The following is a 25,064-nucleotide window of genomic DNA, read 5'->3' as shown; positions in this document are numbered from 1 at the left end:
AGAGTGTAATTATGCCTGCTCATATAAAAGAGTTCGTTATTGTGAATAACACTGGGAATATATTTACTGGTGATAATCTGAGTGATACGTCATTTACTGCTTCGAAATCGTATAGTGGTTCGATGGGGTGTACTTGGGTTGATGTTGTTACAGTAATAGGGACGGAGACAAAGCTTTGTTTACAGCCAGGAGATTCGGTGACGACAACATATACAAGAGGTACTCCTGCTGGTACTGTAACAGGAACAAATATGGGGCAAAGTGTAAATGCATCGGGTATAGCACAAGCTGTCCCTAATACAGATAATATGGATTCAGTTGCTGGACTCCCTTAAGGAATTAAGGGAGTTTTTATTATTTAAAATAAAAATAGTCTTTGAGATTATTTTTGTAAATACATATTAAGAAGAGGTTTGTAATGTAAAAAAGATGGTGTGTAGGTGGTGAAAGTGTGAGAGAGCGCGATAATAAAAGGCAACAACATTCGTTAAACCCTAATTTTAGAATTTCACCAGAACTTATTGGGCCCACTTTTCCTCCCGTTCCAACGGGATTTACTGGTATTGGGATTACTGGTCCAACCGGTCCACAAGGCCCGACTGGCCCACAAGGACCGAGAGGGTTTCAAGGTCCGATGGGGGAGATGGGCCCGACAGGACCTCAAGGTGTGCAGGGAATTCAAGGACCCGTTGGACCAATAGGCGCAACGGGACCAGAAGGACAGCAGGGGCCACAAGGGTTGAGAGGACCACAAGGAGAAACTGGAGCGACAGGACCGGGGGGTGTGCAAGGGTTACAAGGTCCGATTGGTCCAACGGGAGCGACTGGGGCACAAGGTGTACAAGGGATACAGGGATTACAGGGACCAATTGGAGCGACGGGACCTGAGGGTCCACAAGGAATTCAAGGAGTCCAAGGATTACCAGGAGCAACAGGTTCACAAGGGATACAAGGAGTGCAAGGGATACAAGGTCCACAAGGACCGAGTGGAAATACAGGGGCAACTGGAGCGACTGGTCAGGGGATAACAGGTCCAACTGGGATAACAGGCCCAACAGGGATAACTGGACCATCAGGAGGACCTCCAGGTCCAACCGGTCCGACTGGAGCAACAGGTCCGGGGGGCGGACCGAGTGGAAGTACAGGGGCGACTGGAGCAACAGGAAATACAGGGGCAACAGGAAATACAGGGATAACAGGAGCAACGGGAAGTACAGGTCCGACTGGAAGCACAGGAGCACAGGGCTTGCAAGGAATACAAGGGATTCAAGGACCAATTGGGCCAACGGGTCCAGAAGGTCCGCAAGGAATTCAAGGTATTCCTGGTCCGACGGGCGTAACTGGTGAACAAGGAATTCAAGGAGTTCAGGGAATTCAAGGGATCACGGGGGCAACTGGTGATCAAGGCCCGCAAGGTATACAGGGGGTTATAGGGCCTCAAGGTGTAACAGGAGCAACCGGAGATCAGGGTCCACAAGGAATACAAGGAGTACCAGGGCCATCAGGAGCAACAGGCCCACAGGGAGTGCAAGGGATACAAGGTCCGATGGGTGATATAGGACCAACAGGTCCAGAAGGTCCAGAGGGACTTCAGGGGCCGCAAGGAATACAAGGTGTGCCAGGGCCAGTTGGAGCGACGGGTCCAGAGGGTCCTCAGGGGATACAAGGAATTCAAGGAGTGCAAGGAGCAACAGGCCCACAAGGTCCACAAGGAATTCAGGGAATACAAGGTGTGCAAGGGATAACGGGAGCAACTGGAATACAAGGAGCAACTGGAATTCAAGGGATACAAGGGGAAATAGGAGCAACGGGTCCAGAGGGGCCCCAAGGAGTGCAAGGTGCTCAAGGGGCAATTGGTCCAACCGGTCCGATGGGGCCACAAGGAGTGCAAGGAGTACAAGGAATTCAAGGAGCGACGGGTGCACAAGGAGTGCAAGGTCCACAAGGAATTCAAGGAATCCAAGGTCCGACGGGGGCAACAGGAGATATGGGAGCAACTGGGGCGACAGGAGAAGGCGCTACAGGCCCAACAGGAGTAACTGGTCCAACAGGGGTAACAGGCCCATCTGGAGGACCAGCAGGACCGACCGGCCCAACGGGGCCATCAGGTCCGGCGGGAGTAACTGGTCCATCTGGTGGACCACCTGGCCCGACAGGAGCAACTGGAGCGACAGGACTAACAGGAGATACTGGGGCGACAGGCTCAACTGGAGTGACAGGAGCGACAGGAGAAACGGGAGCAACCGGAGTGATGGGTTTGCAAGGTCCGCAAGGAATACAAGGTGTGCAGGGAGAGATAGGTCCGACGGGTCCCCAAGGTGTTCAAGGTCCCCAAGGAATTCAAGGAGTAACGGGGGCCACTGGAGATCAAGGTCCGCAAGGGATTCAAGGCCCACAAGGCGACATAGGTCCAACCGGCCCACAAGGAATTCAAGGCCCACAAGGTTCTCAAGGAATCCAAGGAGCGACAGGGGGAACAGGAGCACAAGGCCCACAGGGAATCCAAGGTCCACAAGGTGACATAGGTCCGACTGGGCCACAAGGTCCAACTGGAATCCAAGGGATACAAGGAGAGATAGGTCCAACAGGTCCAGAAGGACCAGAGGGACTTCAGGGTCCGCAAGGAATACAAGGTGTTCAAGGGCCAGTTGGAGCAACGGGTCCAGAGGGGCCTCAGGGGATACAAGGCATTCAAGGAGTGCAAGGAGCAACAGGTCCACAAGGCCCGCAAGGAATTCAGGGAATACAAGGTGTGCAAGGGATAACGGGAGCAACTGGAGCACAAGGAGCAACTGGAATTCAAGGGATACAAGGGGAAATAGGAGCAACGGGTCCAGAGGGGCCTCAAGGAGTGCAAGGAATACAAGGGGCGATTGGTCCAACAGGTCCGATGGGCGCACAAGGAGTGCAAGGAATACAAGGGATTCAAGGAGCAACAGGTGCACAAGGAGTGCAAGGACCACAAGGGGTTCAAGGGATACAAGGTCCGACGGGAGCAACAGGAGATACGGGAGCAACTGGGGCGACAGGGGAAGGCACTACAGGCCCAACAGGAGTAACCGGTCCAACAGGGGTAACAGGCCCATCTGGAGGACCAGCAGGACCGACTGGCCCAACAGGTCCATCAGGTCCGGCGGGGGTAACAGGTCCTTCAGGAGGACCGCCTGGACCGACCGGAGCAACGGGAGCAACCGGAGTAACAGGAGATACCGGGGCGACAGGCTCAACTGGAGTGACCGGAGCGACAGGAGAAACGGGAGCAACCGGAGCAACCGGAGTGACGGGTTTACAGGGGCCGCAAGGAATCCAAGGTGTTCAAGGAGAGATAGGTCCAACCGGTCCACAGGGTATTCAAGGTCCGCAAGGAATCCAAGGAGTAACGGGGGCAACAGGAGCACAAGGTCCCCAAGGAATTCAAGGTCCGCAAGGCGACATAGGTCCAACCGGCCCACAAGGAATTCAAGGTCCACAAGGTCCTCAAGGAATACAAGGAGCGACGGGGGCAACAGGAGCACAAGGCCCACAGGGAATCCAAGGTCCGCAAGGTGACATAGGTCCGACCGGCCCACAAGGCCCACAGGGAATCCAAGGCCCGCAAGGAATTCAAGGTCCAACGGGAGCAACAGGAGCAACCGGAGCGACAGGTCCCCAAGGAATTCAAGGCCCACAAGGAATTCAAGGCCCGCAAGGAATTCAAGGTCCAACGGGAGCAACAGGAGCAACCGGAGCGACAGGTTCCCAAGGGATTCAAGGTCCCCAAGGAATTCAAGGCCCGCAAGGAATTCAAGGTCCAACGGGAGCAACAGGAGCAACCGGAGCGACAGGTCCCCAAGGAATTCAAGGCCCGCAAGGAATTCAAGGTCCAACGGGAGCAACAGGAGCAACCGGAGCGACAGGTCCCCAAGGAATTCAAGGCCCGCAAGGGATTCAAGGTCCAACGGGGGCAACAGGAGCAACCGGTTCACAAGGTCCAACTGGAGATACAGGTCCAACCGGAGCTGGAGCCACTGGAGCGACCGGGGCGACTGGAGTTAGTACAACTGCAACATATGCATTTGCGAATAATACATCAGGAAGTGTTATTTCTGTTTTGTTAGGTGGCACGAATATTCCGTTACCAAACAATCAAAATATTGGACCAGGAATAACTGTTAGTGGTGGGAATACTGTATTTACAGTTGCAAATGCAGGGAATTATTATATAGCCTATACAATTAATTTAACAGCAGGTTTACTTGTGAGTTCCCGTATAACTGTAAATAGCAGCCCACTTGCGGGAACGATAAACTCCCCGACAGTGGCTACTGGTTCCTTTAGCGCAACAATAATTGCTAACTTGCCTGCTGGAGCTGCTGTTAGCTTACAATTATTTGGAGTAGTTGCGTTGGCTACATTATCTACGGCAACGCCAGGAGCTACTCTAACGATTATTAGATTGAGTTAATAAGAAGAAAACCTTGAGGCTTCTATGCTTCAAGGTTTTTTATCTCCTTATTTGTATGTAGTTTCATTGATTAGGAAAGTTTTACTTTATTCACATGAGCAAAAACATCGCAGTTCGAAAATATATTATAATAGAATGAAAAGAGAGAAATTTGGCAGAAAGGGAGGGTGGCGATGCAGGAGATGGTTACAGATTTTTTTGGACGCCCACTTCAAGATTTGCGCATATCTGTCATTGATCGTTGCAATTTTAGATGTACATATTGTATGCCAGCGGAAGTGTTTGGGCCAGATTATGCTTTTTTAAAAGATGAGTTTTTACTGACGTTTGATGAAATTGAGCGTTTAGCAAAACTATTTGTTAGCATCGGTGTACGAAAAATTAGACTTACTGGTGGCGAGCCACTACTTCGTAAAGATTTAACAAAGCTTATTGCACGTCTCGTGAAAATTGACGGGCTATTAGATATAGGGTTAACGACCAATGCAATTCATTTAACAAAGCAAGCAAAAGTATTAAAAGAAGCTGGATTACATAGAGTAAATGTTAGTTTGGATGCAATAGATGATGATGTATTTAAGGCTATTAATGGCCGAAATATTAATACGAAACCTGTTATAAAGGGAATTATGGCTGCAAAAGAGGCTGGGCTTGATGTAAAGGTAAACATGGTTGTGAAAAAAGGAATGAATGATCATCAAGTACTTCCGATGGCTGCGTATTTTAAAGAGCAAGGAATCCCGCTTAGGTTCATTGAGTTTATGGATGTTGGTAGTACAAATGGATGGAATTTTGATCAAGTTGTTACGAAGCGAGAGTTAATTGAGATGATTCATCGCGTGTATCCGCTTGAGCCAGCTGAAGCGCATTATTTTGGTGAAGTTGCGAAGCGATATCGTTACGTTGGAACAAATGTTGAAGTCGGTTTTATTACTTCTGTTTCTGAGTCCTTTTGTTCCTCTTGTACGAGAGCGAGAATTTCAGCAGATGGAAAGTTTTATACTTGCTTATTTGCGACAGAGGGACTCGACCTAAGGGAACTTCTTAGAGGAAATCTTTCGGATGAGGAGTTAGTAAGCGTTATACAAGATGTATGGATGAATAGAAAAGATAGGTATTCGGATGAACGGACAGAAGAAAGTGCGAAAAATCGTCCGAAAATTGAAATGTCTTATATAGGGGGATAAGAAGGGAGGCTATCGTATGCAGGAGCGATATTCAAGGCAAATATTATTTTCTGGTGTTGGAGAAGAAGGACAGAGAAAAATTAGAGAGAAGCATGTGCTTATTATTGGTGCTGGAGCACTTGGTGCAGCAAATGCAGAAGCGATTGTTAGAGCAGGTGTTGGAAAAGTAACAATTGCGGATCGTGATTATGTAGAGTGGAGTAATTTACAAAGGCAACAATTATATACAGAAGAAGATGCAAAGCAGTATAAACCGAAGGCGGTAGCAGCGGCAGAGCATTTAAAAGCGATTAATTCTGAGGTGGAAATAAATCCGGTTGTGACTGATGTAACAGTGCAGGAAATGGAAGAGTTAGTGAAGGGTGTAGATTTAATATTAGATGCGACAGATAATTTTGAAACGCGTCTTCTTATTAATGATATTTCACAAAAGTATAATATTCCATGGATATATGGTGGTTGTGTCGGAAGCTACGGAGTAACGTATACAATTGTACCAGGAAAAACACCGTGTTTCCGCTGTTTAATGGAACATCCAGCAAGCGGAGCAACATGTGATACGGCTGGTATTATACAGCCGGCAGTACAATTAGTAGTTGCGCATCAAATAACGGAAGCGCTGAAAATATTAGTAGAAGACTATGGGGCACTTCGCGAAACGATGTTATCGTTTGATCTTTGGAATAATCAACAGATGGCATTTAAAGTGAATAGACAGAAAAAAGAAACGTGTTTATCTTGCGGAAGATTACGTACATATCCGAGTTTAACATTTGAAGCACAAACGAAAACAGAAGTGTTATGTGGACGAAATACAGTACAAATCCGTCCAGGTGTGCGGAATGAATTTAATTTAGAAGAAATTAAAAAGCGCTTACAAAGAAGTGTGGATGTAAAGGCTACTCCGTATTTAGTATCGTTTCTGGTAGAGGAATTTCGTTTTGTTTTATTTACAGATGGCAGAGCTTTTATTCATGGGACGAATGATATAAATGTAGCAAAACGTTTATATACAAGATATATAGGTTGAACCTAAAGGGAAGTCCTTTAGGTTCAACAAGGAGAAGGTTAAGACTTTCTCGCATAATCTCCACTTTTTCCACCTGTTTTTTCAAGTAAGTACGTTTCGCCGATAATCATACCTTTATCAACAGCTTTACACATATCGTACACGGTAAGAGCGGTAGCGGAAGCAGCTGTTAAGGCTTCCATCTCAACACCGGTGCTACCTTCTGTTTTAACTTTTACTTCAATCAGTAATCGATATTGTTCATCGGATTGTTTCCAATCGAAAGAAACGTCAACACCTTTTAATAATAAAGGATGACACATTGGGATAATATCAGAAGTGCGTTTTGCAGCCATAATACCAGCGATTTGTGCAACTGCTAATACGTCACCTTTCCCGATTTCATTATGAGAGATTTTATCGTAAATTTCTTTCGTAACGACAATGCTAGAGCACGCAATTGCTGTTCGAACGGTTGCTTTTTTATCGCTTATATCAACCATTTTCGCGCGTCCTTGGTCATTAAAGTGTGTGAATGAAGACATGGAATTCCTCCTTGAAGTAATTTCTATTTAATATATAAAGTTTAATCGAGATAAAAAAAATTGCAAATATGGGGTGAGAAACGATGGTAGAAAAACGAATTCCGATTCAAGTTGCTGATGCAGTAGAGAGAGTAATGGAATATGCGAAATTTGGTGAAGTAGAAGAAGTTTCTATTACGGAAAGTTATGGGAGAATTCTTGGGGAGGATGTTGTCTCTGATCATGACGTTCCTCATTTTGATCGTTCTCCTTATGATGGTTTCGCAATTCGAGCGGAAGATACGAAAGAAGCAAATCAAGAGAATGCAATTGAGTTTGAAGTAATAGGAGAAATCGGAGCGGGGTCTGTTTTTCTAGATACAGTAGGATCTTTTCAGGCGGTTCGTATTATGACAGGAGCAGCTATTCCAGCGGATTGTAATGCAGTCGTCATGCTAGAACTGACGGAAGGTTTTGAGAAGAACGGAAAAACATATATGAAGTTAAAGCGTCCTTTTCATAGTGGCGACAATGTGTCATGTAAAGGGGAAGATATAAAACAAAATCAAGTTCTCGTTCAGAAAGGTGTTGCAATTAATCCAGGTGTTGCGGCCTTATTAGCGACGTTTGGATATAGTACTGTGAAAGTTGTAAAACAGCCTGTTGTTGGTATTGTGACGACAGGAAGTGAATTGTTAGAAGTACATGAGTCGTTACAGCCGGGGAAAATTAGAAATAGTAACTCTTATATGATTGCTGCTCAAATTATGAAAGCTGGAGGTAAAGTCCGATATTATGGCCAACTTGCCGACGAGTTAGATGCATGTTTTAAAGCTGTTCAATCAGCGATGGATGAAGTTGATATTTTAATTACGACAGGCGGTGTGTCGGTAGGAGATTATGACTACTTGCCGGCTATTTATGAAAGATTACAGGCACATGTACTCTTCAATAAAATAGCGATGAGACCAGGAAGTGTAACGACTGTAGCTGAAGTTGATGGAAAGTTACTTTTCGGTTTATCAGGGAATCCGTCAGCTTGTTACGTAGGATTTGAGCTATTTGTGCATCCAGTTATAAAAACATATTTGAATGCGAAAGAACCTCACGTATATAGAGCAGATGCTATTTTACAAAAAGATTTTCCAAAGCCGAATCCGTTTACTCGTTTTGTAAGAGCAAAGGTGACAATCGTGGACGGGTCATTACAAGCGATGCCGGTCGGTTTAGATAAATCGAGTGCGGTATCTTCACTTGCAGATGCGAATGCTTTTATTGTGTTGCCTGGAGGAACGAGAGGATTTGAGGCAGGGATGAAAGTGTCTGTATTATTGTTAGAGCACGCTGAGGGATGTGATTGGCCATGGGCAAAGCCCCTTCGCTCTTACAAATAGTAGGGTATCAAAATAGCGGGAAAACAACACTTGTAGAGAAAATTGTGCATGCATTAGTTGAACGGAAAATAAAAGTTGCTACGATTAAACATCACGGGCATGGAGGGTTTCCAGAAGTAGCGCAAAAAGATAGTGAAAGGCACCGAAAGGCCGGTGCTGTCGTAAGTAGTGTAGAAGGCGCTGGATTACTTTCATTGTCGTCATTAAGAGAAGAATGGTCCTTGCAAGAAATTATCCGTTTATACGAGTTTTTTGAAGTGGATATAATTTTAATTGAGGGCTATAAAAAAGAGAGCTATCCAAAAGTGGTGTTACTTCGTTCTGAGGAAGACGTTGAACTTTTACATAAAGTAGAAAATATAGTAGCAGTTATTACGTGGTATGATGCTCCCGCAAACTTACGAGAAGAATATACAGTATTTCATATAACAGAAGAAGAATTGTATATAGATTGGTTTGTACAAACGGTAAGGAGAAAGAAACAGTAAACAAAAACATAGACAAAAGTAGGCATATATAATAAAAAGTACTTATGAAACAATATAAACCGAAAGAATTTTCAGAAATGCTTCTTAATGTTTCTGTTAAGACATTACGAAGGTGGGACAATCAAGGTGCTTTAACTGCTTACCGAAACCCAAAAGGAAGAAGATACTATACAGAAGAACAGTATAAGGAATATATGGGTATTCAAGAAGAACTTGTTCAGGATTTAATATCTATCATTCATGTATTTAGCTGTAGAATATATGGGTTGAGAAAATACAAAAAGAAAATGTCGGAGGATGAAGACTTATGAAAAGAGCATATTTAATAGAAATCAAACCGACAACTGAACAAATTAGTAAAATCCGTCAAACTATTGGGGTGTGTCGATATGTATATAACCTGTATATCTCTAAAAATAAAGAGGCATATGAGTCGGAGGGGAAATTTCTTAGTGGCTATGACTTTTCTAAATGGCTAAACAACATTTATACAAAAGAGTGTGACCAGTGGATTAAAGAAGTGTCGAGCAAAGCGGTAAAACAAGCGATTATGAATGGAGATAAAGCTTTTAAGCGATTTTTTAAAGGGTTATCCAAATTTCCACGATATAAGAAAAAGAAGAAGCAAGATGTGAAATGTTATTTTCCTAAAAACAATAAAACAGATTGGACAGTAGAAAGACATAGAGTAAAAATCCCCACAATTGGTTGGACAAGGTTAAAAGAATATGGATATATCCCTAAAAATGCAACTGTAAAAAGTGGCACAGTATATCAAAGAGCAGGAAGATACTATGTTTCTATACTCTGTGAAGTGAAAGAGGTAAAACCAAATTCAATTCTCAATGCAGTAGGTATAGGAATTGATTTGGGAATTAAAGACTTCGCTGTACGTAGCGATGGAAAAACTCACAAAAATATAAATAAAACAGTACAAGTAAAAAAGATAGAAAAACGGTTAAAACGTGAACAACGCTCTTTATCACGCAAATTTGAAAATATAAGAAAGAGAGGTGAACAACCTGTTACTAATAAAAGAGCGAATATAAACAAAAATATTCTTAGGGTGCAAAAACTACATGCTAGGCTAGCAAATATTCGATTAGCGTATGTAAAGTCTATTGTAAATGATGTGGTGAAAACCAAGCCAACGTTTATTACAGTAGAAGATTTGAATGTGAAAGGTATGATGAAGAACAAACATCTATCTAAAGCTGTAGCGCAACAATGTTTTTATGCTTTTAAAACATGGTTATCAACGAAATGTAGGGAATATGGAATTGAACTACGGCAAGTGGACAGATTCTATCCATCTTCTAAAATATGTTCATGTTGCGGTCAAAAAAAGTCGGATTTAAAGCTTTCTGACCGAGTATATACATGTGATTGTGGAAATGTAATGGATAGAGATTTGAATGCGTCAGTCAACCTTTTACAAGCAAAAAAATATACAATACTAACGTAAATAGATTGTATATATGTACGGTGGGCTACATCGGAATTCACGCCTGTGGAGTGTCACAGCAAACTGTAGTAGCAAGTGATTAGCGAGGCAGGGCACGTAGAAGCAGGAATACTCTAAGAATATACATTTGTCTATATTTTTAGTAGCAGTGCGAAATGACAAATACGTATTATGAAGTAATTGATACAGAAATTTCAATTGAAGAAGTAGCGAATAAGGTTATTCGCCGCGAATGTGGTGCTGTTACAACATTTATTGGAACGGTTAGAGAGTTTACGAAAGGGCGTCGTACATTATACTTAGAATATGTCGCTTATAAAACGATGGCAGAAAAGATGCTAGAGAAAATCGGATCAGAAGTGAAAGAGAAATGGCCAGGTACACACGTTGCGATTACACATCGCATCGGTACACTGCAAATTTCTGATATTGCGGTTGTTGTGGCCGTTTCAACGCCGCATCGTAAAGCGGCTTATGAAGCAAATGAATATATTATGGAACGCATAAAACAAATTGTTCCGATTTGGAAAAAAGAGTTTTGGGAAGATGGAGACTCTTGGATTGGCGATCAATTAGAAAAAACGCCATATCCGGCGGGAGAGCCTGGGAAGGAGCTATAAGTATGATTCGAGTATTGTTATTTGCGAACTTGCAAGAAGAAGCAGGAAGAAGTGAATTACAAATAGAGAAAGAAAATATTACGGTTGCAGAGTTAAAAGATATTGTTGCAACTGAATATAATGTGCCAGTATTGGCACCAATTATGGTTGCAATTAATGAAGAATATGCAAATGAAGATGATACGATTCAATCTGGTGATGTTGTTGCACTAATCCCACCAGTGAGTGGTGGTTAATATTGGATTCATTAAAACGACTTTCCTATATAGGGAAAGTCGTTTTTTTATGGCAGTTTTGAGAACACTAATCTATAGAACAAGGAGGGAATTATGAAAAAAATATGTGTAGTTATGACAATGCTATGTGCGGCCTTTTTCTCTTCTCCAAGTGATTCTTTCGCGAAAGAATCAAGAGAACAGCTTTTAGAGAGTGCATTATCGAATAGGTACTATTCAGTTATTAGACAAGTGACAGAAGATCAATATGAATGTGCTTCAGTTATCAATATAAAGCGTCTCGGCAAGAATGGTGAGTTCGTTCCTAGATATGAAGTGACGCTACAATTTCTTACATTTCAAGGAGCACATAACCCGCCGAATGATAAAGTTACGCTTACTTTGGAAGATTATTTAGATCACGTAAGGATAAAGAAAGTGGAGCGAGAAAAGAATGTTTCTGGTGCTATTGCAGAAAAGATTTGTGAAAGAGAAAAAGAAAAAATAAAAGCTCACTCTACTGATTCAGAATGATAACCTATGACATTTAGTAAAGAAAGGTAATGAGCGATGGATATATTTTTAGCGATTTTACCAGCTATATTTTGGGGAAGTATTGTGCTATTTAACGTAAAACTGGGCGGGGGACCGTATAGTCAAACGCTCGGAACAACGCTTGGCGCGCTTATTTTCTCGATTGTTGTTTATATTTTTATGAAACCAGTATTGACTCCTACTGTTATCGGAGTTGGTATTGTGTCAGGTTTATTTTGGGCGCTTGGTCAGGCGAATCAATTAAAAAGTATTGATTTAATGGGCGTTTCAAGGACGATGCCCATTTCAACAGGACTTCAATTAGTTGCGACAACTTTATTTGGAGTCATCGTATTTCATGAGTGGTCCACAACAATATCAGTCGTCCTTGGTGTATTAGCTCTCGTTTGTATTATTATTGGTGTTATTTTAACATCTCTTCAAAGTGAAGAAGAAAAGAATGCAGAGCAAGCGGGGAATTTTAAAAAAGGCATTATCATTTTATTGATTTCAACAGTCGGCTATTTAGTTTATGTAGTAGTGATTAGACTATTTAAAGTAGATGGTTGGTCAGCTTTGTTGCCACAAGCAGTTGGTATGGTGTTAGGGGGGATTTTGCTTACTTTTAAACATCATCCATTTAATAAATATGCAATACGAAATATTATTCCAGGATTAATTTGGGCAGCTGGAAATATGTTTTTATTCATTTCACAGCCGCGTGTTGGAGTGGCAACAAGTTTCTCGCTATCGCAAATGGGAATTATTATTTCGACGCTTGGCGGGATTCTTATATTAGGTGAAAGAAAAACGAAACGCCAATTAACAGGGATTGTTGTCGGTATCATTTTTATTATTGCAGCCGGAATTATGTTAGGTATAGCAAAAAGTTAAAGGAGGTATGGAAATGTATAGTGATTTAGAAGGAAAGGTTGTCGTTATTACAGGATCAGCAAGTGGTCTTGGAAGAGCAATGGGGGTAAGGTTTGCTGAGGAGAAAGCAAAGGTAGTGATTAATTATCGCTCACGAGAATCAGAAGCGAATGATGTGTTAGAAGAAATTAAAAAGGTAGGCGGAGAAGCGATTGCTGTAAAAGGTGATGTGACGGTCGAATCAGATGTGGCGAATCTCATTCAATCTGCTGTGAAAGAGTTTGGTACGCTTGACGTTATGATTAATAATGCAGGGATAGAAAATGCGGTACCATCGCATGAAATGCCGCTTGAAGATTGGAATAGGGTAATTAACACAAATTTAACAGGTGCTTTTTTAGGAAGCCGTGAAGCGATTAAATATTTTGTAGAACATGATATTAAAGGATCTGTCATTAATATGTCGAGTGTTCATGAGAAAATTCCGTGGCCCTTATTTGTGCACTATGCAGCAAGTAAGGGTGGTATTAAACTGATGACAGAAACGTTAGCGTTAGAATATGCACCAAAAGGTATTCGAGTAAATAATATAGGGCCAGGTGCAATTAATACGCCGATCAATGCAGAGAAGTTTGCTGATCCTAAAAAACGTGCTGACGTAGAAAGTATGATACCGATGGGCTACATCGGAAAACCAGAAGAAATTGCAGCAGTAGCAACTTGGCTCGCTTCTTCAGAGGCGAGTTATGTAACGGGCATTACGCTATTTGCAGATGGTGGAATGACGTTATATCCATCGTTTCAAGCTGGGCGTGGGTAATAGAAAAGGACGAAGAGATAAAACTCTTTGTCCTTTTTTTACAAAAAAAAATAGCGGCCAGCTATTTTAAATTTAGTGATTAATTGTATCTTGAAGATATTCTGTTGCTTGATGTTCAGAAACATTTTGCACGAGTGCAACTTCACTAATCATCATTTTTCGGGCGTTATCTAGCATTTGTTTTTCGCTCGCATTTAAAGCTCTCTCTTTATTGCGGCGAAGTAAATCCCGAACAACTTCTGCACTATCTTGCAGATTGCCGTTTTTCATTTTTTCCATATTCATTGTATATCTTTGTTTCCAGGAAAGTGATGTATCTGATTCCCCGTTTTGAAATTCAAGAAGTATATCATCTAACGTACCTTTATCTACGATATAACGAATACCTGATTTTTGTAATTGATCCATCGGAAGCATTACTTGCATATCCTTACTAATGATACGTATTACACAATATTGACGTATTGTTCCTAATATTTCTTTCTCTTCAATGGCTTCGATGACTCCTGCGCCGTTCATTGGATAAACGATTTTATCACCAATTTGAAACAAATCATCCACCTCCATATGTGGTAACCATCTTTAATGATAGCATAAGTGAATGTAAATGTCAAATTTTATATAATACCATAATAATTATATTTGAGTCAATAAGTAAAAGCTCTTTTTATATATATTTTTTTTGCTTTTATTTATGGATGATTTTTTTAGAAAAATAGTACAGGTGGAGAAAGGAGGCATATCCACTTATTTTTAAGCATAAAATGTAAAATCGCTAATACAATATACCTAAATCCGTTCTTTGCAAAGGAGGGAGAGAAGGTGGGGCGCACAATAAAAATTGATATTACAAATAAAGTGGTAGCTAAATTTAGACCAGATTATTTGGAATTGTATACGAGTAAATTTATGATAGGTAAGTTTTATGTCTATACTGAAGGTAAACAATATGTGTTAGAAGACGGATATATATATGAAGACGGAAAGTTTTATCGCATCATAGATACGCACCGTGGCAATAATCAAGCGGCGGAGGGCTGCGATCTAGGATGGTGTTAACATGATTCGTGTAAAAGTGTTTGATGAAAGTCACGAAAAAGACTTAGAAGACGCTGTAAATGTTTTTTTGAAAAAGATTGATGATAGTAACTTTGTAGACATTAAGTACCAAGTCGGTGTTTCTATTAACGATGACGAAAACCAAATTTATTGTTTTTCAGCAATGATCGTTTATAAAGCATAAAAAAGAGCTGGATGAGCCAGCTCTTTTTTATGCTTTATGTTGGGACAACATGTGTCGGTAATACGTTCATAATAGATTGGGTTGCGCCTAATTTCTTTGTCGTTAAAAGAGGCTCCCCTGTCTCATGATTTTGGGCATCTTTACACATACCAAGGTGATAACGATCACCTAAAAATGGATCAATATAAAAACCGTTTTTGAATACTTTATCATTCGGATGTTTTTCATGGTGAATATCAGAGCAGTTAATGCAATAGAACATAGCGTTCAACCCCTTTTTATTTTTGTTTGAAAAAAGTGAGTCGGTAGTCATTTCGCTCCTAAGGAAATGTTGAGGAGAAGAGAAATAACTACCTACTCAAATGGTGGGCATATTCCTTCTGATTTTTTATATCTCGCGTAATGTCCCTGAGGGAAGGAGGAGAGACGAAATACGCATGATATACGTAAGGCGCTTCTTTCAAGATGAATGATGGAGTTTCATGTTGAGAGAAGTTTTTATTTTTTGTTGCCTTTGTGAGTATATTATGAGGAAATGCTCGGAGGGTGTTTGTCCTGTTGAAAAAATGTTGAGAATTTCTCAACAGTAAAAAAGAGTTAGCGTTGACATGAAACTAAAAGGTGTTATATTATCGACGTATAACCAAAAGGTGTTATATTTGATTGCCGAATAAAGGAGAATGGAAATGGAACAACAACATACATTAACTGATATTAAACAAACAATCGTTTTTAATGCGTCTATTCAAAAGGTGTGGAATGTAGTATCAACTGCAGAAGGGATTGCCTCATGGTTTATGCCAAATGATTTCGTATTAGAGGTAGGACATGAATTTCATGTGCAATCACCATTTGGACCATCCCCATGTAAAGTGTTAGAAATCGATGAGCCAAATTACCTATCTTTCTCATGGGATACAGATGGCTGGGTTGTTTCATTTCATCTGAAAGACCTAGGAGATAATAAAACAGAATTTACGTTAATTCACGGTGGCTGGAAACATCCTGATGAAATTCTTCCGAAAGCGAATGCGAAGAGTTCTATTATTCGCGACAGAATGAGCGGAGGCTGGGTAGCGATTGTAAATGAAAAACTGAAAAAGGTTGTCGAAGGCTAAGTGTCCTCATCGGCAGCGAAATATGATGTATTTCAAGCAATTGCTGACCCAACCCGCCGAGAAGTAATACGGTTATTAAGTGATAAAGAGTTACCGATTTCCAAAATAACGGATCATTTTCCGATGAGTCGTACTGCGGTTGTAAAACACCTTCATATTCTTTCAGAAGCAAATTTAGTAAGCGGAAGAAAAAGCGGAAGAGAGAAGATATATCGCTTGCATCCAGAACCATTAGAGGAGTTACAACAGTGGCTCTCGTATTATGAACGTTTTTGGGATAATAAATTGTCCATGCTGAAACATATTGTGGAGAATGAAGAGTAAAAGAGGATGACCATTTTGGTCATCCTCTTTCTTATTGCTCACTCGTTTGTGTAGCGGGCTTTAATAAAAGCCAAGCGATAATTAATGTACATACTGCCAATACAAAAGTACTCATATAAATGACGTGTACACTTGATGCTAATGCGGATTGCGATTCAGTTACTACGTTTGTTGTAGTACCTCCATGTCCGCCAGATACAAGATCAAGGTTTTTAATACCACGTGCGTGAATCATCGTATTGAAAATTGTACCGAATATTGCAGCACCTAATGTTTGACTAAATGTATTAATAAATGTGTTTAAACCAACGGCTGTTCCGCGTGTATGAGCTGGTACGGCTGCTTGAATTGTTACCATGTAAATCGGTGTCACAAGCCCCATACCTAAGCCGAATAATCCGACTGCTACATAAATAAGGAATGATGGTGAATGTGTTGATAATGTAAATAATAAGAACGTAGCCACTGATAAAATGCTAGCTCCAAGTAAAATGATTTGTTTCGTTTTTAATTTTCCTACTAAGTTACCAGAGAAAATAGCGCCAAATGTCCACATAACAGGGATTGGCATTAAAATAAGTCCAGCTTCAGTCGCATTTTTTCCTAGTACACCTTGGCTCCAAATTGGAAGATACATCGTAATACTAATAATCATTGCACCAGCAATAAGCGTTAATATATTTATCGTAGATAGTGTACGGTTAGAGAAAAGTGTTAGCGGAATTAATGGTTCCGGAGATTTTTTCTCGATGAATAAGAAAATAATGAATGAAACGACGGCGAAGATTAATAGGCCGATAATTGTTATGTCTCCCCAGTTTTGCTTACTGCTACCTGTTAATAACGCGTATAGTAGAGCAATCGTACTTAATGAGAAGACTGTTGCACCAAGATAGTCGATATGGTGTTTAGCAGGTTTAATAGATTCTTTGTAGTAAATGGCAATCATTAAGCAAGCGATAATTCCAAATGGAACGTTTAAGAAGAAAATATAACGCCAAGAAAGAGAATCAACTAAAAACCCACCTACTAACGGTCCGATAACACCGGATACACCCCAAACGGCACTCATCCAGCCTTGTGCTTTCGCGCGGTCTTTCGCTTCGCTATATAAGTCTCCAATAATCGTCATTGTGATCGGCATAACAGCACCAGCACCGATACCTTGAAGTGCGCGGAAGAAGATCAATTGTTCCATCGATGTAACGACGCCGCAAAGTGCAGAACCGACTAAAAAGATTGTAGCTCCAATGAGTAAAACTTTTTTACGGCCGAATAAATCAGCGAGCTTTCCGTATATTGGAGTTGAAACCGCTGTGGCAAGCATGTAAATTGCATATACCCAGCTAACAAGTTCAACGCCGGACAAATCACTCGTTATACGAGGGATTGCTGTACTAACAATCGTTCCTTCTACCGCAGAAAGAAACGTCATTAGCATTAAAGACATCATGACTTTTTTTCTCATATGTTTTCCCCTTACCCTTTTTCAAATATTCAACAATATAAAATATAAAGGTACTAAGGTAAATAAAGCAACAAAAAAGCAATGGAAAGTTAAGGGGAGGGGATATTTGTCGTTTTTTGTCGGTAAGTCGATATATTTGAAAAATCGCCGATATAAGTAGCAGAATCGCTGATATATTTGGAAAATCGCCGATATAAGTAGCAGAATCGCTGATATATTTACAGAATCGCCGATATAATTTCATGTACCTATAAAAAAAGAAACAGGAATCCCTGTTTCTCAGTTTAATATTGCATTTTCGCGTTTTCTCCAGCTGTCGTTCCGGCAATTCTACCAGTAACGAGAGCAGATGTAATGTTATAGCCACCAGTGTAACCGTGAATATCAAGAACTTCCCCGCAGAAATATAAGCCATTTGTAAATTTAGAAGACATTTCTTTCGGGTTAATTTCTTTAACGGATACACCGCCGCCAGTAACGAATGCTTTTTCAATTGACTGCGTACCATTTACATTTACAGTAAATTCTTTAAAGTCTTTCACAAGTGCACGAATCTTCTCGTGAGAAACTTGTCCAGCTTGCTCGCTGCCATCAATTTCATTTTTTTCTAATAAGAATAGGAAGTAACGTTCAGGAACATAACCTTTTAACACGTTTTTAATTCCTTTTTTCGGATCTTCCTTCATTTGTTTCAGCATGCGCTGGAATAGTTGTTCACTATTTTCTTCTGGCAATGCATCGATGCTCATTTGCACTGTATTCGTTTTGAACTTTTTCAGTGCTTTTACAACGAATTGACTACAGCGAAGGGCAGCAGGACCAGATAGGCCGAAATGAGTGAAGAGCATGTCCATTTTGTGAGAAATGATAGCTTTTCCTTTCGGGTTTAATACGCTTAAGTTTACATCTCGTAAAGCGAGGCCTTGTAGTGAACGGTCTCGAATAAATGGTTCGTTTGAAAGGATTGGTACTTCTGTTGGGAATAATTCTGTAATTGTATGACCAGCTTTTTCTGCCCAAGCATATCCGTCTCCAGTAGAACCAGTTTGAGGAACAGATTTTCCGCCAACAGCGATAACGACGTGATTTGTTTCTAGCACTTCGCCAGTCTTTAGTACGACTGCTTTCGTTTGACCATTTTCATATTCAATCGTTTCAACAGGTGTATTCGTGCGGATCTTTACACCTAAATCTTTTAATCGTGTTAAAAGTGCGTCTACTACCGATTGGGCTTTATTTGAAACAGGGAACATGCGGCCATGATCCTCTTCTTTCAGTTTTACACCGAGATTTTCGAAGAATGTAATAATATCTTCATTATTAAAAATAGAAAAAGCGCTGTATAAGAAGCGGCCATTTCCTGGTATATGTTTAACGATCTCATCAAGTGGTAGACGGTTCGTTACGTTACAGCGGCCGCCACCAGAAATCGCAAGTTTACGCCCTAGTTTATTTCCTTTATCAAGAAGTAAGACGCTTGCGCCTTCTTCTGCAGCACCGATTGCAGCCATTAGCCCAGAAGGCCCGCCGCCGATGACAATAACATCATAATGCATAATATATCGACCTCATTTTCTACATTTCCTGCCTAAAAGAATAGCATGTTTTCCCTTAAAAGAAAAATAGAGTGAAGTACTGCTTAAGGAGAGAATTGTGGTACAATACAAAAGTTAGAGTTCAGCACTATCCTGCTATTTGTGGGCCATAGGACTAAAACCTTATGAGTTAGGGGAAGTCTAATAGTTCTCGAATGCTCGAATAGTTCAATTTATTATAGTTTCACTTTACCCCGCATTAACGGGCAGTAAGACTCCCACCTTAAAGTTTGCTTAGGTCAAAGAAGTAGGTGGGAGATTAACTGCCCCTAAATGCCCGGTTGGTGGGGGCTAATAATCAGTGGGGAAGAACACCCCACTGATTAAAGTTTCACTTTATGTAGATGTAGGAGGATTTTTGTATGTCCGATTCGAAATTTCTGCGCGGAACGCTCATCGTTACGTTAGGGACATTTTTAGTGAAGTTCTTAGGCATGATTTACGTCTTTCCGTTTCATGCATTAGTAGGGACAGAAGGCGGAACGCTCTATACATATGGATACATTCCATATACGATTTTTTTAAGTATTGCAACGGCAGGGGTGCCGCTTGCTGTTTCAAAATTCGTTTCCAAATATAATGCGCTTGGCGATTATAAAACGAGCCGGAGAATGTTCCGCTCGGGAATGGTTATGATGATAGTAACAGGAGTTCTTTCATTCCTAGTACTGTACATGACGGCGCCGTTGTTTGCAGAAGCAATGCTTGGTAAACAAAGTGTACACAGTAATATAGGAGAAGTTACGACGATTATTCGTCTTGTAAGTTTTGCGCTTATTGTTGTGCCGGCAGCGAGTTTAATTCGTGGTTATTTCCAAGGTCACCAATCGATGGGACCAACTACTGTTTCGCAAATTATTGAACAAATTATTCGTATCGTCTTTTTATTAGCGGGTAGTTTTATCGTTATTAAAGTACTTGGTGGTACAGTTGCAACAGCAGTTGGGGTAGCGACATTTGCTGCATTCGTTTCAGCAGTTGGAGCGCTCGGTGTACTCATTTGGTACTGGCTAAAACGTAAAAAACATTTGGATCAATATTTAATTGAACAAACTGTACCAGAATCGACAGTGAGTACTGTTCAATTATTTAAAGAATTATTTGCATATGCGATTCCTTACGTTGTAATTGGGTTAACAATTCCTTTATATCAACAAATTGATACATTGACATTTAACTCAATTATGCAAGCGATTGGCCAAGGTGATATTGCAGAGCGAGCGCTCGGTATTTTCACAATGTGGACGCATAAATTAATTATGATTCCTGTATCACTTGCGACAGCGTTTAGTTTAACGCTCGTACCAGCGATTACAAAATCATTTACTGAAAAGCAATACCGTTATTTAAAGTTACAAATTACACAAACATTCCAGGCAAATATGTTCTTAACATTGCCAGCAGTTGTCGGTATTTCATCACTTGCCTATCCGATTTATACTGCATTTTACGATTCAGATCCATTAGGTGGACAAGTATTAATGTGGTATGCACCGGTTGCGTTGTTATTTGCTTTATTTACAGTAACAGCGGCAATTCTGCAAGGTATTAACCAACAAAAGCATGCGATTATCGCACTTATAATGGGTGTTATTTTGAAATTTGTATGTAACGTAATCTTTATTCGTTATTTCGGTACAGTAGGGGCGATTCTAGCAACAGCTGTTGGTTTCTTAGCTTCTGTTTGGTACACAAATCAACAAATTAAAAAATACGCACACTATTCATTCGGTGTTGTATATAAGAGAACGTTCCAAATTGCAGTATTAACATTTGTAATGGTTGTGGTCGTAAAACTATCACAATGGATTCTATCCTTCATGATTTCGCCGGATGGCCGAGTTGGCGCTCTTATTACAGTTGCGATTTGTGCAGGTCTTGGCGGTCTCGTTTACGGATTGTTAGCAATTCGCACAGGAGTACTTGAAAGAGTATTCGGCGGAGAAGCGTTAGAGAAAATCCAGCGTAAACTTGGCAATAGATTTAAAATAAAGTTGAAATCAAAAGGGGCGTAATTACGTCCCCTTTTCTATGATAAATAAAGAAGGTGAAAAACGTGAGATTAGATAAATTATTAGCAAATATGGGATATGGAAGTAGAAAAGAAGTAAAGAAATTATTGAAAGACGGCGTTGTGAAAATTGATGGAATACCGGTGAAAGATGCAAAGGTTCATGTAAATGTAGAAGAACAAGAAGTTATGATTCACGGTGAAGTCGTGGAATATAAAGAGTTTGTCTACTTAATGATGCATAAACCACAAGGCGTTATTTCAGCTACAGAAGATGATAATCATGAAACAGTAATAGATTTATTAGAGTTAGAAGATGCGATTTTTAATCCGTTCCCAGTGGGAAGACTTGATATTGATACAGAAGGTTTCTTATTAATAACAAATGACGGGAAGTTATCACATCAATTGTTATCTCCGAAAAAGCATGTGCCGAAAAAATATTATGCACACGTTGCAGGAGTAGTAACGGAAGAGGATGTAAAAGAGTTTGCTAAAGGTGTTATTTTAGATGATGGCTATGAAACAAAGCCAGGTGCACTTACAATATTAAAAAGCGATGATATTTCTGAAATCGAGCTTGTCATTACAGAAGGAAAGTTCCATCAAGTGAAGCGTATGTTTGAAGCGGTAGGGAAAAAAGTAGTCTACTTAAAGAGAACAGAGATGGGACCGTTAGTGTTAGATGAAGAGCTAGAACTTGGACAATACCGAGAGCTAACAGATGAAGAAGTAGAGATGTTAAAAACATATCAAGTAGATACTGAGAAATAGTGCTATTTTTAGGCGCAGAAAAGACCCCTTTCTAATGAGTTAGAAAGGGGTATGTATTTATTTACATACAATTATTTTTCGTTATGAGGTCATTCTCACTTTCTTTCCTGTTGTTGTCCACTTACCGCGGCAAGGGCTATACACGAGTTCATTAAACTGCAACACATTTAGATCACGTTGTATCGTTCGTGGTGTGATCCCGAACTCATCTACAAGGTCTTTCGTCGTTACCGTTCCGTTTTCATTGATGTACATATAAATTGATTTAATGCGTGTTAGCATACGAGTAGTTGTAGGTTTCAAGAGAAAACCACTCCTCTACTAGTTTTTTTGACCCCATTCAGGAAAGAAGGTCGTTACTACCATTGTACTCTACATGATAAAATTCATGCTTTAATCTACTTAAATTTTACAGAAATTTAACAAATATTTATATAGAAAAATATTGGTAGTTGACATTGTATATATGGTCAGTCAACTAACACATAAAATTCTACGTAAAACGCCAAATTCCTGCAAATTTTTTTGAAAAAATAAAAGAAAAACTAATAAGAAATATCTGAAATATTACAATTGTTCGGTATTTGGTTTTCGTGTATGGCATAAGAGATTTTGGTTTGTTATGATGAAAGAAACAATATAGTGAAGGATGGATGCGTGATGTCAGCAATTAATTGGACAGAAGAAGTTGCAAAACGAAAAGATAATTTAATTCGTGATACACAACAATTTTTACAAATTAAAAGTGTATGGGAAGAAGAATCGGCGAAAGAGGGCGCACCATTCGGTGAAGGTGTAGAAAAAGCTTTATCTTTCATGTTACATAAAGGAGAAACGGAAGGCTTTACTTCTAAAAATTTAGAAGGGTATGCAGGTCATCTTGAAATGGGACAAGGAGAAGAATTAGTAGGTATTCTTTGTCACGTTGATGTTGTACCAGAAGGAGATGGCTGGACGACTCCTGCATATAGTGCAGATATTCGTGATGGGAAGATTTTTGCACGTGGTGCAATTGACGATAAAGGCCCAACGATGGCAGCTTACTATGCGATGAAAATTGTGAAAGAATTAGGTTTACCTCTTTCAAAACGTGTTCGTATGATTTTAGGAACAGATGAGGAAAGCAATTGGAAATGTGTAGATCACTACTTTAAAAATGAAGAAATGCCAACAATCGGTTTTGCGCCAGACGCGGACTTTCCAATTATTAATGCAGAAAAAGGAATTTCTGATATACAAGTTGTGCAAAATGGTAGTGAAGAGAAGAAAGGTACATATGAACTTGTTTCATTTGAGTCAGGTCGCCGTTTAAATATGGTTCCTGATTTTGCAGAAGCGGTTGTTACAGGAGAGGATGTAAGTGCACTTACAGTAGCATATGAAGAGTATTTACAAACTGCTAAAAAAATAGGTGAAGCAATTGTAGAAGGTAATACAGTAACGTTGCAAATTAAAGGGGTTTCAGCTCACGGATCTACTCCTGAAAAAGGAGAAAATGCAGGTTTATTACTGGCAAACTTCTTAACGAAAGTTGCTCTTGATGGAAAAGGGGAATCGTTTGTATCGTTTGCAACAGAAACATTTACAGGAGATACTTTAGGAGAGAAAGCTGGTATTTCTTATAAAGACGATATTAGTGGTCCATTAACAGTGAATGTTGGTCGTCTTTCTTATACGAAAGAAAATGGTGGCAGTTTAGGATTAAACGTACGTTACCCAGTTACGACTAACTTTGAAGAAATGATTGCAAAGTTAAAAGAATATGTGGGTAATCATGGATTTGAAGTAGCTGATTATTCAAACTCTCGTCCGCATCACGTTGATAAAGACCACGTATTAATTCGTACGTTGCAGCGCGTATATGAAGAACAAACAGGTGAAAAAGCAGAACTATTAGCAATTGGCGGTGGTACTTACGCTCGTTCGTTAAAAGCTGGTGTTGCATTTGGCCCATTGTTCCCTGGAAAAGAAGAACTTGCGCATCAAAAAGATGAGTATATTGAAATTGAAGACTTATTAAAAGCAACAGCAATTTACGCGCAAGCAATTTATGAATTAGCGAAGTAATGGATATATAAATAATAAAAGACCGTCCCGATACATTCTTTGGGACGGTTTTCTATTACGTGTCGTTTGTTGGTAAGCAGATGTTCCTTGTCGAAATGTCGATATCATTTCATCTATTAACGCGACCTGAACTTGGTTAGACTTGTAGGGAAGTTGGATTCTTTTTAATGGAATGAGATAAGAAAGAAAAGCAACAATAGAAAGAAGGAGAAGATGTACATGGAACTGCATTATTTTGTCGCGATTACGTTACCAAATCATATAAAAGAAGTGCTGTCTAACTATAAAGAGGAAATGCAAGAGGAATTACCATTTCGTTCATGGGTACATAAAGAAGACTATCATGTTACCCTTTCGTTTTTAGGTAGTGCGACAGAGGAACAATTAGAAGGAATAAAGAATGGATTACAAACACTTATACAAATGAAAGAACTATCGTTCACATTACAAGGATTTTCAACGTTTGGTATGGAAGACAGGCCGCGTATTTTTTGGGCAAAGGTAAGCGAAAATCAAGATTTGTTTCAATTGCAAAAGCGAGTACACGTTATGTGTGAAGAGAATGGATTTTCTTTAGAAACGCGCCCATATCATCCGCATATTACTGTTGCGCGTAAATGGGTAGGAGAAGAAAAGTTTGATTTAGAACATATAAAGGAAGTGCCTGAAATATCATTTCAAGCGGATACGATTACTTTATACGAATCTCACGTAAAGGAGACACCGAAATATAAAGCAATTGCTGAAATAAAATTACAAAAATAGAATGTATGAAAACGTTTTTTATACAGGTGAATATACTATAAAGAATAATGTGTTACTGTATAGGGCTTCGCTGATAAGAAAAGCCTTATCATTTGCAGCTCGTTTCATTTTAACTTTAAGAATGAT

At 40.1% G+C, this 25,064-nt stretch carries 27 protein-coding genes; 21 read left to right on the top strand and 6 right to left on the bottom strand.

The features are described from left to right. Positions 1-11 precede the first annotated feature (11 nt). The 4 genes from NLJ82_RS23185 (at position 12) to NLJ82_RS23170 (ending at position 6,661) form a co-directional block, all read left to right on the top strand. A complete protein-coding gene (locus NLJ82_RS23185) occupies positions 12-335 on the top strand; it encodes a hypothetical protein (RefSeq protein WP_001110857.1) in 324 nt (107 codons plus the stop codon). A gap of 116 nt (positions 336-451) precedes the next feature. Further along, positions 452-4,444, top strand: a complete 3,993-nt coding sequence (locus NLJ82_RS23180; RefSeq protein WP_001209157.1) for a BclA-related collagen-like exosporium protein — start codon at positions 452-454, stop codon at positions 4,442-4,444. 173 nt (positions 4,445-4,617) lie between these two features. Next, complete coding sequence (gene moaA, locus NLJ82_RS23175; protein WP_001157137.1) at positions 4,618-5,631, top strand: GTP 3',8-cyclase MoaA; 1,014 nt, start codon at positions 4,618-4,620, stop codon at positions 5,629-5,631. A gap of 16 nt (positions 5,632-5,647) precedes the next feature. Further along, complete coding sequence (locus NLJ82_RS23170) at positions 5,648-6,661, top strand: molybdopterin-synthase adenylyltransferase MoeB (protein ID WP_001158102.1); 1,014 nt, start codon at positions 5,648-5,650, stop codon at positions 6,659-6,661. A 38-nt stretch (positions 6,662-6,699) separates the two neighbouring features. Here NLJ82_RS23170 and moaC read toward each other — a convergent pair whose 3' ends face one another. Beyond that, positions 6,700-7,185: a cyclic pyranopterin monophosphate synthase MoaC gene (gene moaC, locus NLJ82_RS23165; protein WP_000094140.1), complete on the bottom strand. Its 486-nt coding sequence runs from the start codon at positions 7,183-7,185 to the stop codon at positions 6,700-6,702. 83 nt (positions 7,186-7,268) lie between these two features. On the opposite strand from moaC, the gene moeA reads away from it, so the two are divergent. The 9 genes from moeA (at position 7,269) to NLJ82_RS23120 (ending at position 13,573) form a co-directional block, all read left to right on the top strand. Beyond that, positions 7,269-8,558 carry a molybdopterin molybdotransferase MoeA gene (moeA, locus tag NLJ82_RS23160; RefSeq protein ID WP_000229665.1) on the top strand — a complete coding sequence of 430 codons (1,290 nt, stop codon included), beginning with the start codon at positions 7,269-7,271 and terminating at the stop codon, positions 8,556-8,558. After that, complete coding sequence (mobB, locus tag NLJ82_RS23155; protein ID WP_000513650.1) at positions 8,528-9,046, top strand: molybdopterin-guanine dinucleotide biosynthesis protein B; 519 nt, start codon at positions 8,528-8,530, stop codon at positions 9,044-9,046. The genes moeA and mobB overlap by 31 nt, the downstream gene beginning before the upstream one ends. 44 nt (positions 9,047-9,090) lie before the next feature. Beyond that, positions 9,091-9,357: a MerR family transcriptional regulator gene (locus NLJ82_RS23150; RefSeq protein WP_000816197.1), complete on the top strand. Its 267-nt coding sequence runs from the start codon at positions 9,091-9,093 to the stop codon at positions 9,355-9,357. After that, a complete protein-coding gene (locus NLJ82_RS23145) occupies positions 9,354-10,511 on the top strand; it encodes an RNA-guided endonuclease InsQ/TnpB family protein (RefSeq protein WP_000817276.1) in 1,158 nt (385 codons plus the stop codon). The genes NLJ82_RS23150 and NLJ82_RS23145 overlap by 4 nt, the downstream gene beginning before the upstream one ends. A 155-nt stretch (positions 10,512-10,666) precedes the next feature. Beyond that, complete coding sequence (moaE, locus tag NLJ82_RS23140; protein ID WP_000185941.1) at positions 10,667-11,131, top strand: molybdopterin synthase catalytic subunit MoaE; 465 nt, start codon at positions 10,667-10,669, stop codon at positions 11,129-11,131. Positions 11,132-11,133: 2 nt separating this feature from the next. Beyond that, positions 11,134-11,367, top strand: a complete 234-nt coding sequence (gene moaD, locus NLJ82_RS23135) for a molybdopterin converting factor subunit 1 (RefSeq protein ID WP_000621786.1) — start codon at positions 11,134-11,136, stop codon at positions 11,365-11,367. A gap of 93 nt (positions 11,368-11,460) precedes the next feature. Continuing rightward, the gene (locus NLJ82_RS23130; protein WP_000717682.1) at positions 11,461-11,880 is read left to right on the top strand and encodes a DUF3888 domain-containing protein; all 420 of its coding nucleotides are present in this window, start codon (positions 11,461-11,463) and stop codon (positions 11,878-11,880) included. A 36-nt stretch (positions 11,881-11,916) separates the two neighbouring features. Further along, complete coding sequence (gene glcU, locus NLJ82_RS23125; protein ID WP_000350868.1) at positions 11,917-12,774, top strand: glucose uptake protein GlcU; 858 nt, start codon at positions 11,917-11,919, stop codon at positions 12,772-12,774. Positions 12,775-12,787: 13 nt separating this feature from the next. Beyond that, positions 12,788-13,573 carry a glucose 1-dehydrogenase gene (locus NLJ82_RS23120; RefSeq protein WP_000286688.1) on the top strand — a complete coding sequence of 262 codons (786 nt, stop codon included), beginning with the start codon at positions 12,788-12,790 and terminating at the stop codon, positions 13,571-13,573. A 72-nt stretch (positions 13,574-13,645) separates the two neighbouring features. Here the strand turns inward: NLJ82_RS23120 and NLJ82_RS23115 are convergent, their stop codons facing one another. Further along, entirely contained in the window at positions 13,646-14,140 is a 495-nt protein-coding gene (locus NLJ82_RS23115; RefSeq protein WP_001998466.1) for a CarD family transcriptional regulator, read from the bottom strand. Positions 14,141-14,395: 255 nt separating this feature from the next. Here NLJ82_RS23115 and NLJ82_RS23110 point away from each other — a divergent pair, with 255 nt between their 5' ends. Beyond that, positions 14,396-14,632, top strand: coding sequence for a DUF2553 family protein (locus tag NLJ82_RS23110; RefSeq protein ID WP_000533800.1), 237 nt, complete (start codon positions 14,396-14,398; stop codon positions 14,630-14,632). 1 nt (position 14,633) lies between these two features. Then, positions 14,634-14,816: a sporulation protein Cse60 gene (locus NLJ82_RS23105; protein ID WP_000621751.1), complete on the top strand. Its 183-nt coding sequence runs from the start codon at positions 14,634-14,636 to the stop codon at positions 14,814-14,816. A gap of 34 nt (positions 14,817-14,850) precedes the next feature. Here NLJ82_RS23105 and NLJ82_RS23100 read toward each other — a convergent pair whose 3' ends face one another. Next, positions 14,851-15,078 carry a DUF3973 domain-containing protein gene (locus NLJ82_RS23100; protein WP_000498984.1) on the bottom strand — a complete coding sequence of 76 codons (228 nt, stop codon included), beginning with the start codon at positions 15,076-15,078 and terminating at the stop codon, positions 14,851-14,853. Positions 15,079-15,502: 424 nt separating this feature from the next. On the opposite strand from NLJ82_RS23100, the gene NLJ82_RS23095 reads away from it, so the two are divergent. Continuing rightward, the gene (locus NLJ82_RS23095; protein ID WP_000437670.1) at positions 15,503-15,934 is read left to right on the top strand and encodes an SRPBCC family protein; all 432 of its coding nucleotides are present in this window, start codon (positions 15,503-15,505) and stop codon (positions 15,932-15,934) included. Beyond that, positions 15,935-16,258 carry an ArsR/SmtB family transcription factor gene (locus NLJ82_RS23090; protein WP_000098837.1) on the top strand — a complete coding sequence of 108 codons (324 nt, stop codon included), beginning with the start codon at positions 15,935-15,937 and terminating at the stop codon, positions 16,256-16,258. Between the two features lie 31 nt (positions 16,259-16,289). On the opposite strand, the gene NLJ82_RS23085 is transcribed toward NLJ82_RS23090, so the two are convergent. Continuing rightward, positions 16,290-17,726 (bottom strand): MDR family MFS transporter, encoded by a 1,437-nt coding sequence (locus NLJ82_RS23085; protein ID WP_001228016.1) that lies wholly within the window; start codon positions 17,724-17,726, stop codon positions 16,290-16,292. A 284-nt stretch (positions 17,727-18,010) separates the two neighbouring features. Then, on the bottom strand, positions 18,011-19,282 hold the full coding sequence (locus NLJ82_RS23080) for a BaiN/RdsA family NAD(P)/FAD-dependent oxidoreductase (protein ID WP_000558878.1): 1,272 nt from the start codon (positions 19,280-19,282) through the stop codon (positions 18,011-18,013). 401 nt (positions 19,283-19,683) lie between these two features. Between NLJ82_RS23080 and NLJ82_RS23075 the strand changes: the two genes are divergently transcribed. Further along, the gene (locus NLJ82_RS23075) at positions 19,684-21,336 is read left to right on the top strand and encodes a putative polysaccharide biosynthesis protein (RefSeq protein ID WP_001284047.1); all 1,653 of its coding nucleotides are present in this window, start codon (positions 19,684-19,686) and stop codon (positions 21,334-21,336) included. A gap of 41 nt (positions 21,337-21,377) precedes the next feature. After that, positions 21,378-22,106 carry a pseudouridine synthase gene (locus NLJ82_RS23070; protein WP_001234931.1) on the top strand — a complete coding sequence of 243 codons (729 nt, stop codon included), beginning with the start codon at positions 21,378-21,380 and terminating at the stop codon, positions 22,104-22,106. An 81-nt stretch (positions 22,107-22,187) separates the two neighbouring features. Here the strand turns inward: NLJ82_RS23070 and NLJ82_RS23065 are convergent, their stop codons facing one another. Next, positions 22,188-22,409, bottom strand: coding sequence for a DeoR family transcriptional regulator (locus NLJ82_RS23065; RefSeq protein ID WP_000805512.1), 222 nt, complete (start codon positions 22,407-22,409; stop codon positions 22,188-22,190). A 357-nt stretch (positions 22,410-22,766) separates the two neighbouring features. Here NLJ82_RS23065 and pepV point away from each other — a divergent pair, with 357 nt between their 5' ends. Together pepV and thpR are read left to right on the top strand one after the other, a co-directional pair. Then, positions 22,767-24,173: a dipeptidase PepV gene (gene pepV, locus NLJ82_RS23060; RefSeq protein WP_001274282.1), complete on the top strand. Its 1,407-nt coding sequence runs from the start codon at positions 22,767-22,769 to the stop codon at positions 24,171-24,173. Positions 24,174-24,392: 219 nt separating this feature from the next. Next, positions 24,393-24,938, top strand: a complete 546-nt coding sequence (gene thpR, locus NLJ82_RS23055) for an RNA 2',3'-cyclic phosphodiesterase (protein WP_000419004.1) — start codon at positions 24,393-24,395, stop codon at positions 24,936-24,938. The last annotated feature ends 126 nt before the right edge of the window (positions 24,939-25,064 follow it).

The organism is Bacillus paranthracis (assembly GCF_024296885.1).
GTDB lineage: Bacteria > Bacillota > Bacilli > Bacillales > Bacillaceae_G > Bacillus_A > Bacillus_A paranthracis.
The sequence above is the reverse complement of the archived record's forward strand: the minus strand, read 5'-3'. Positions and strand labels throughout refer to the sequence as shown.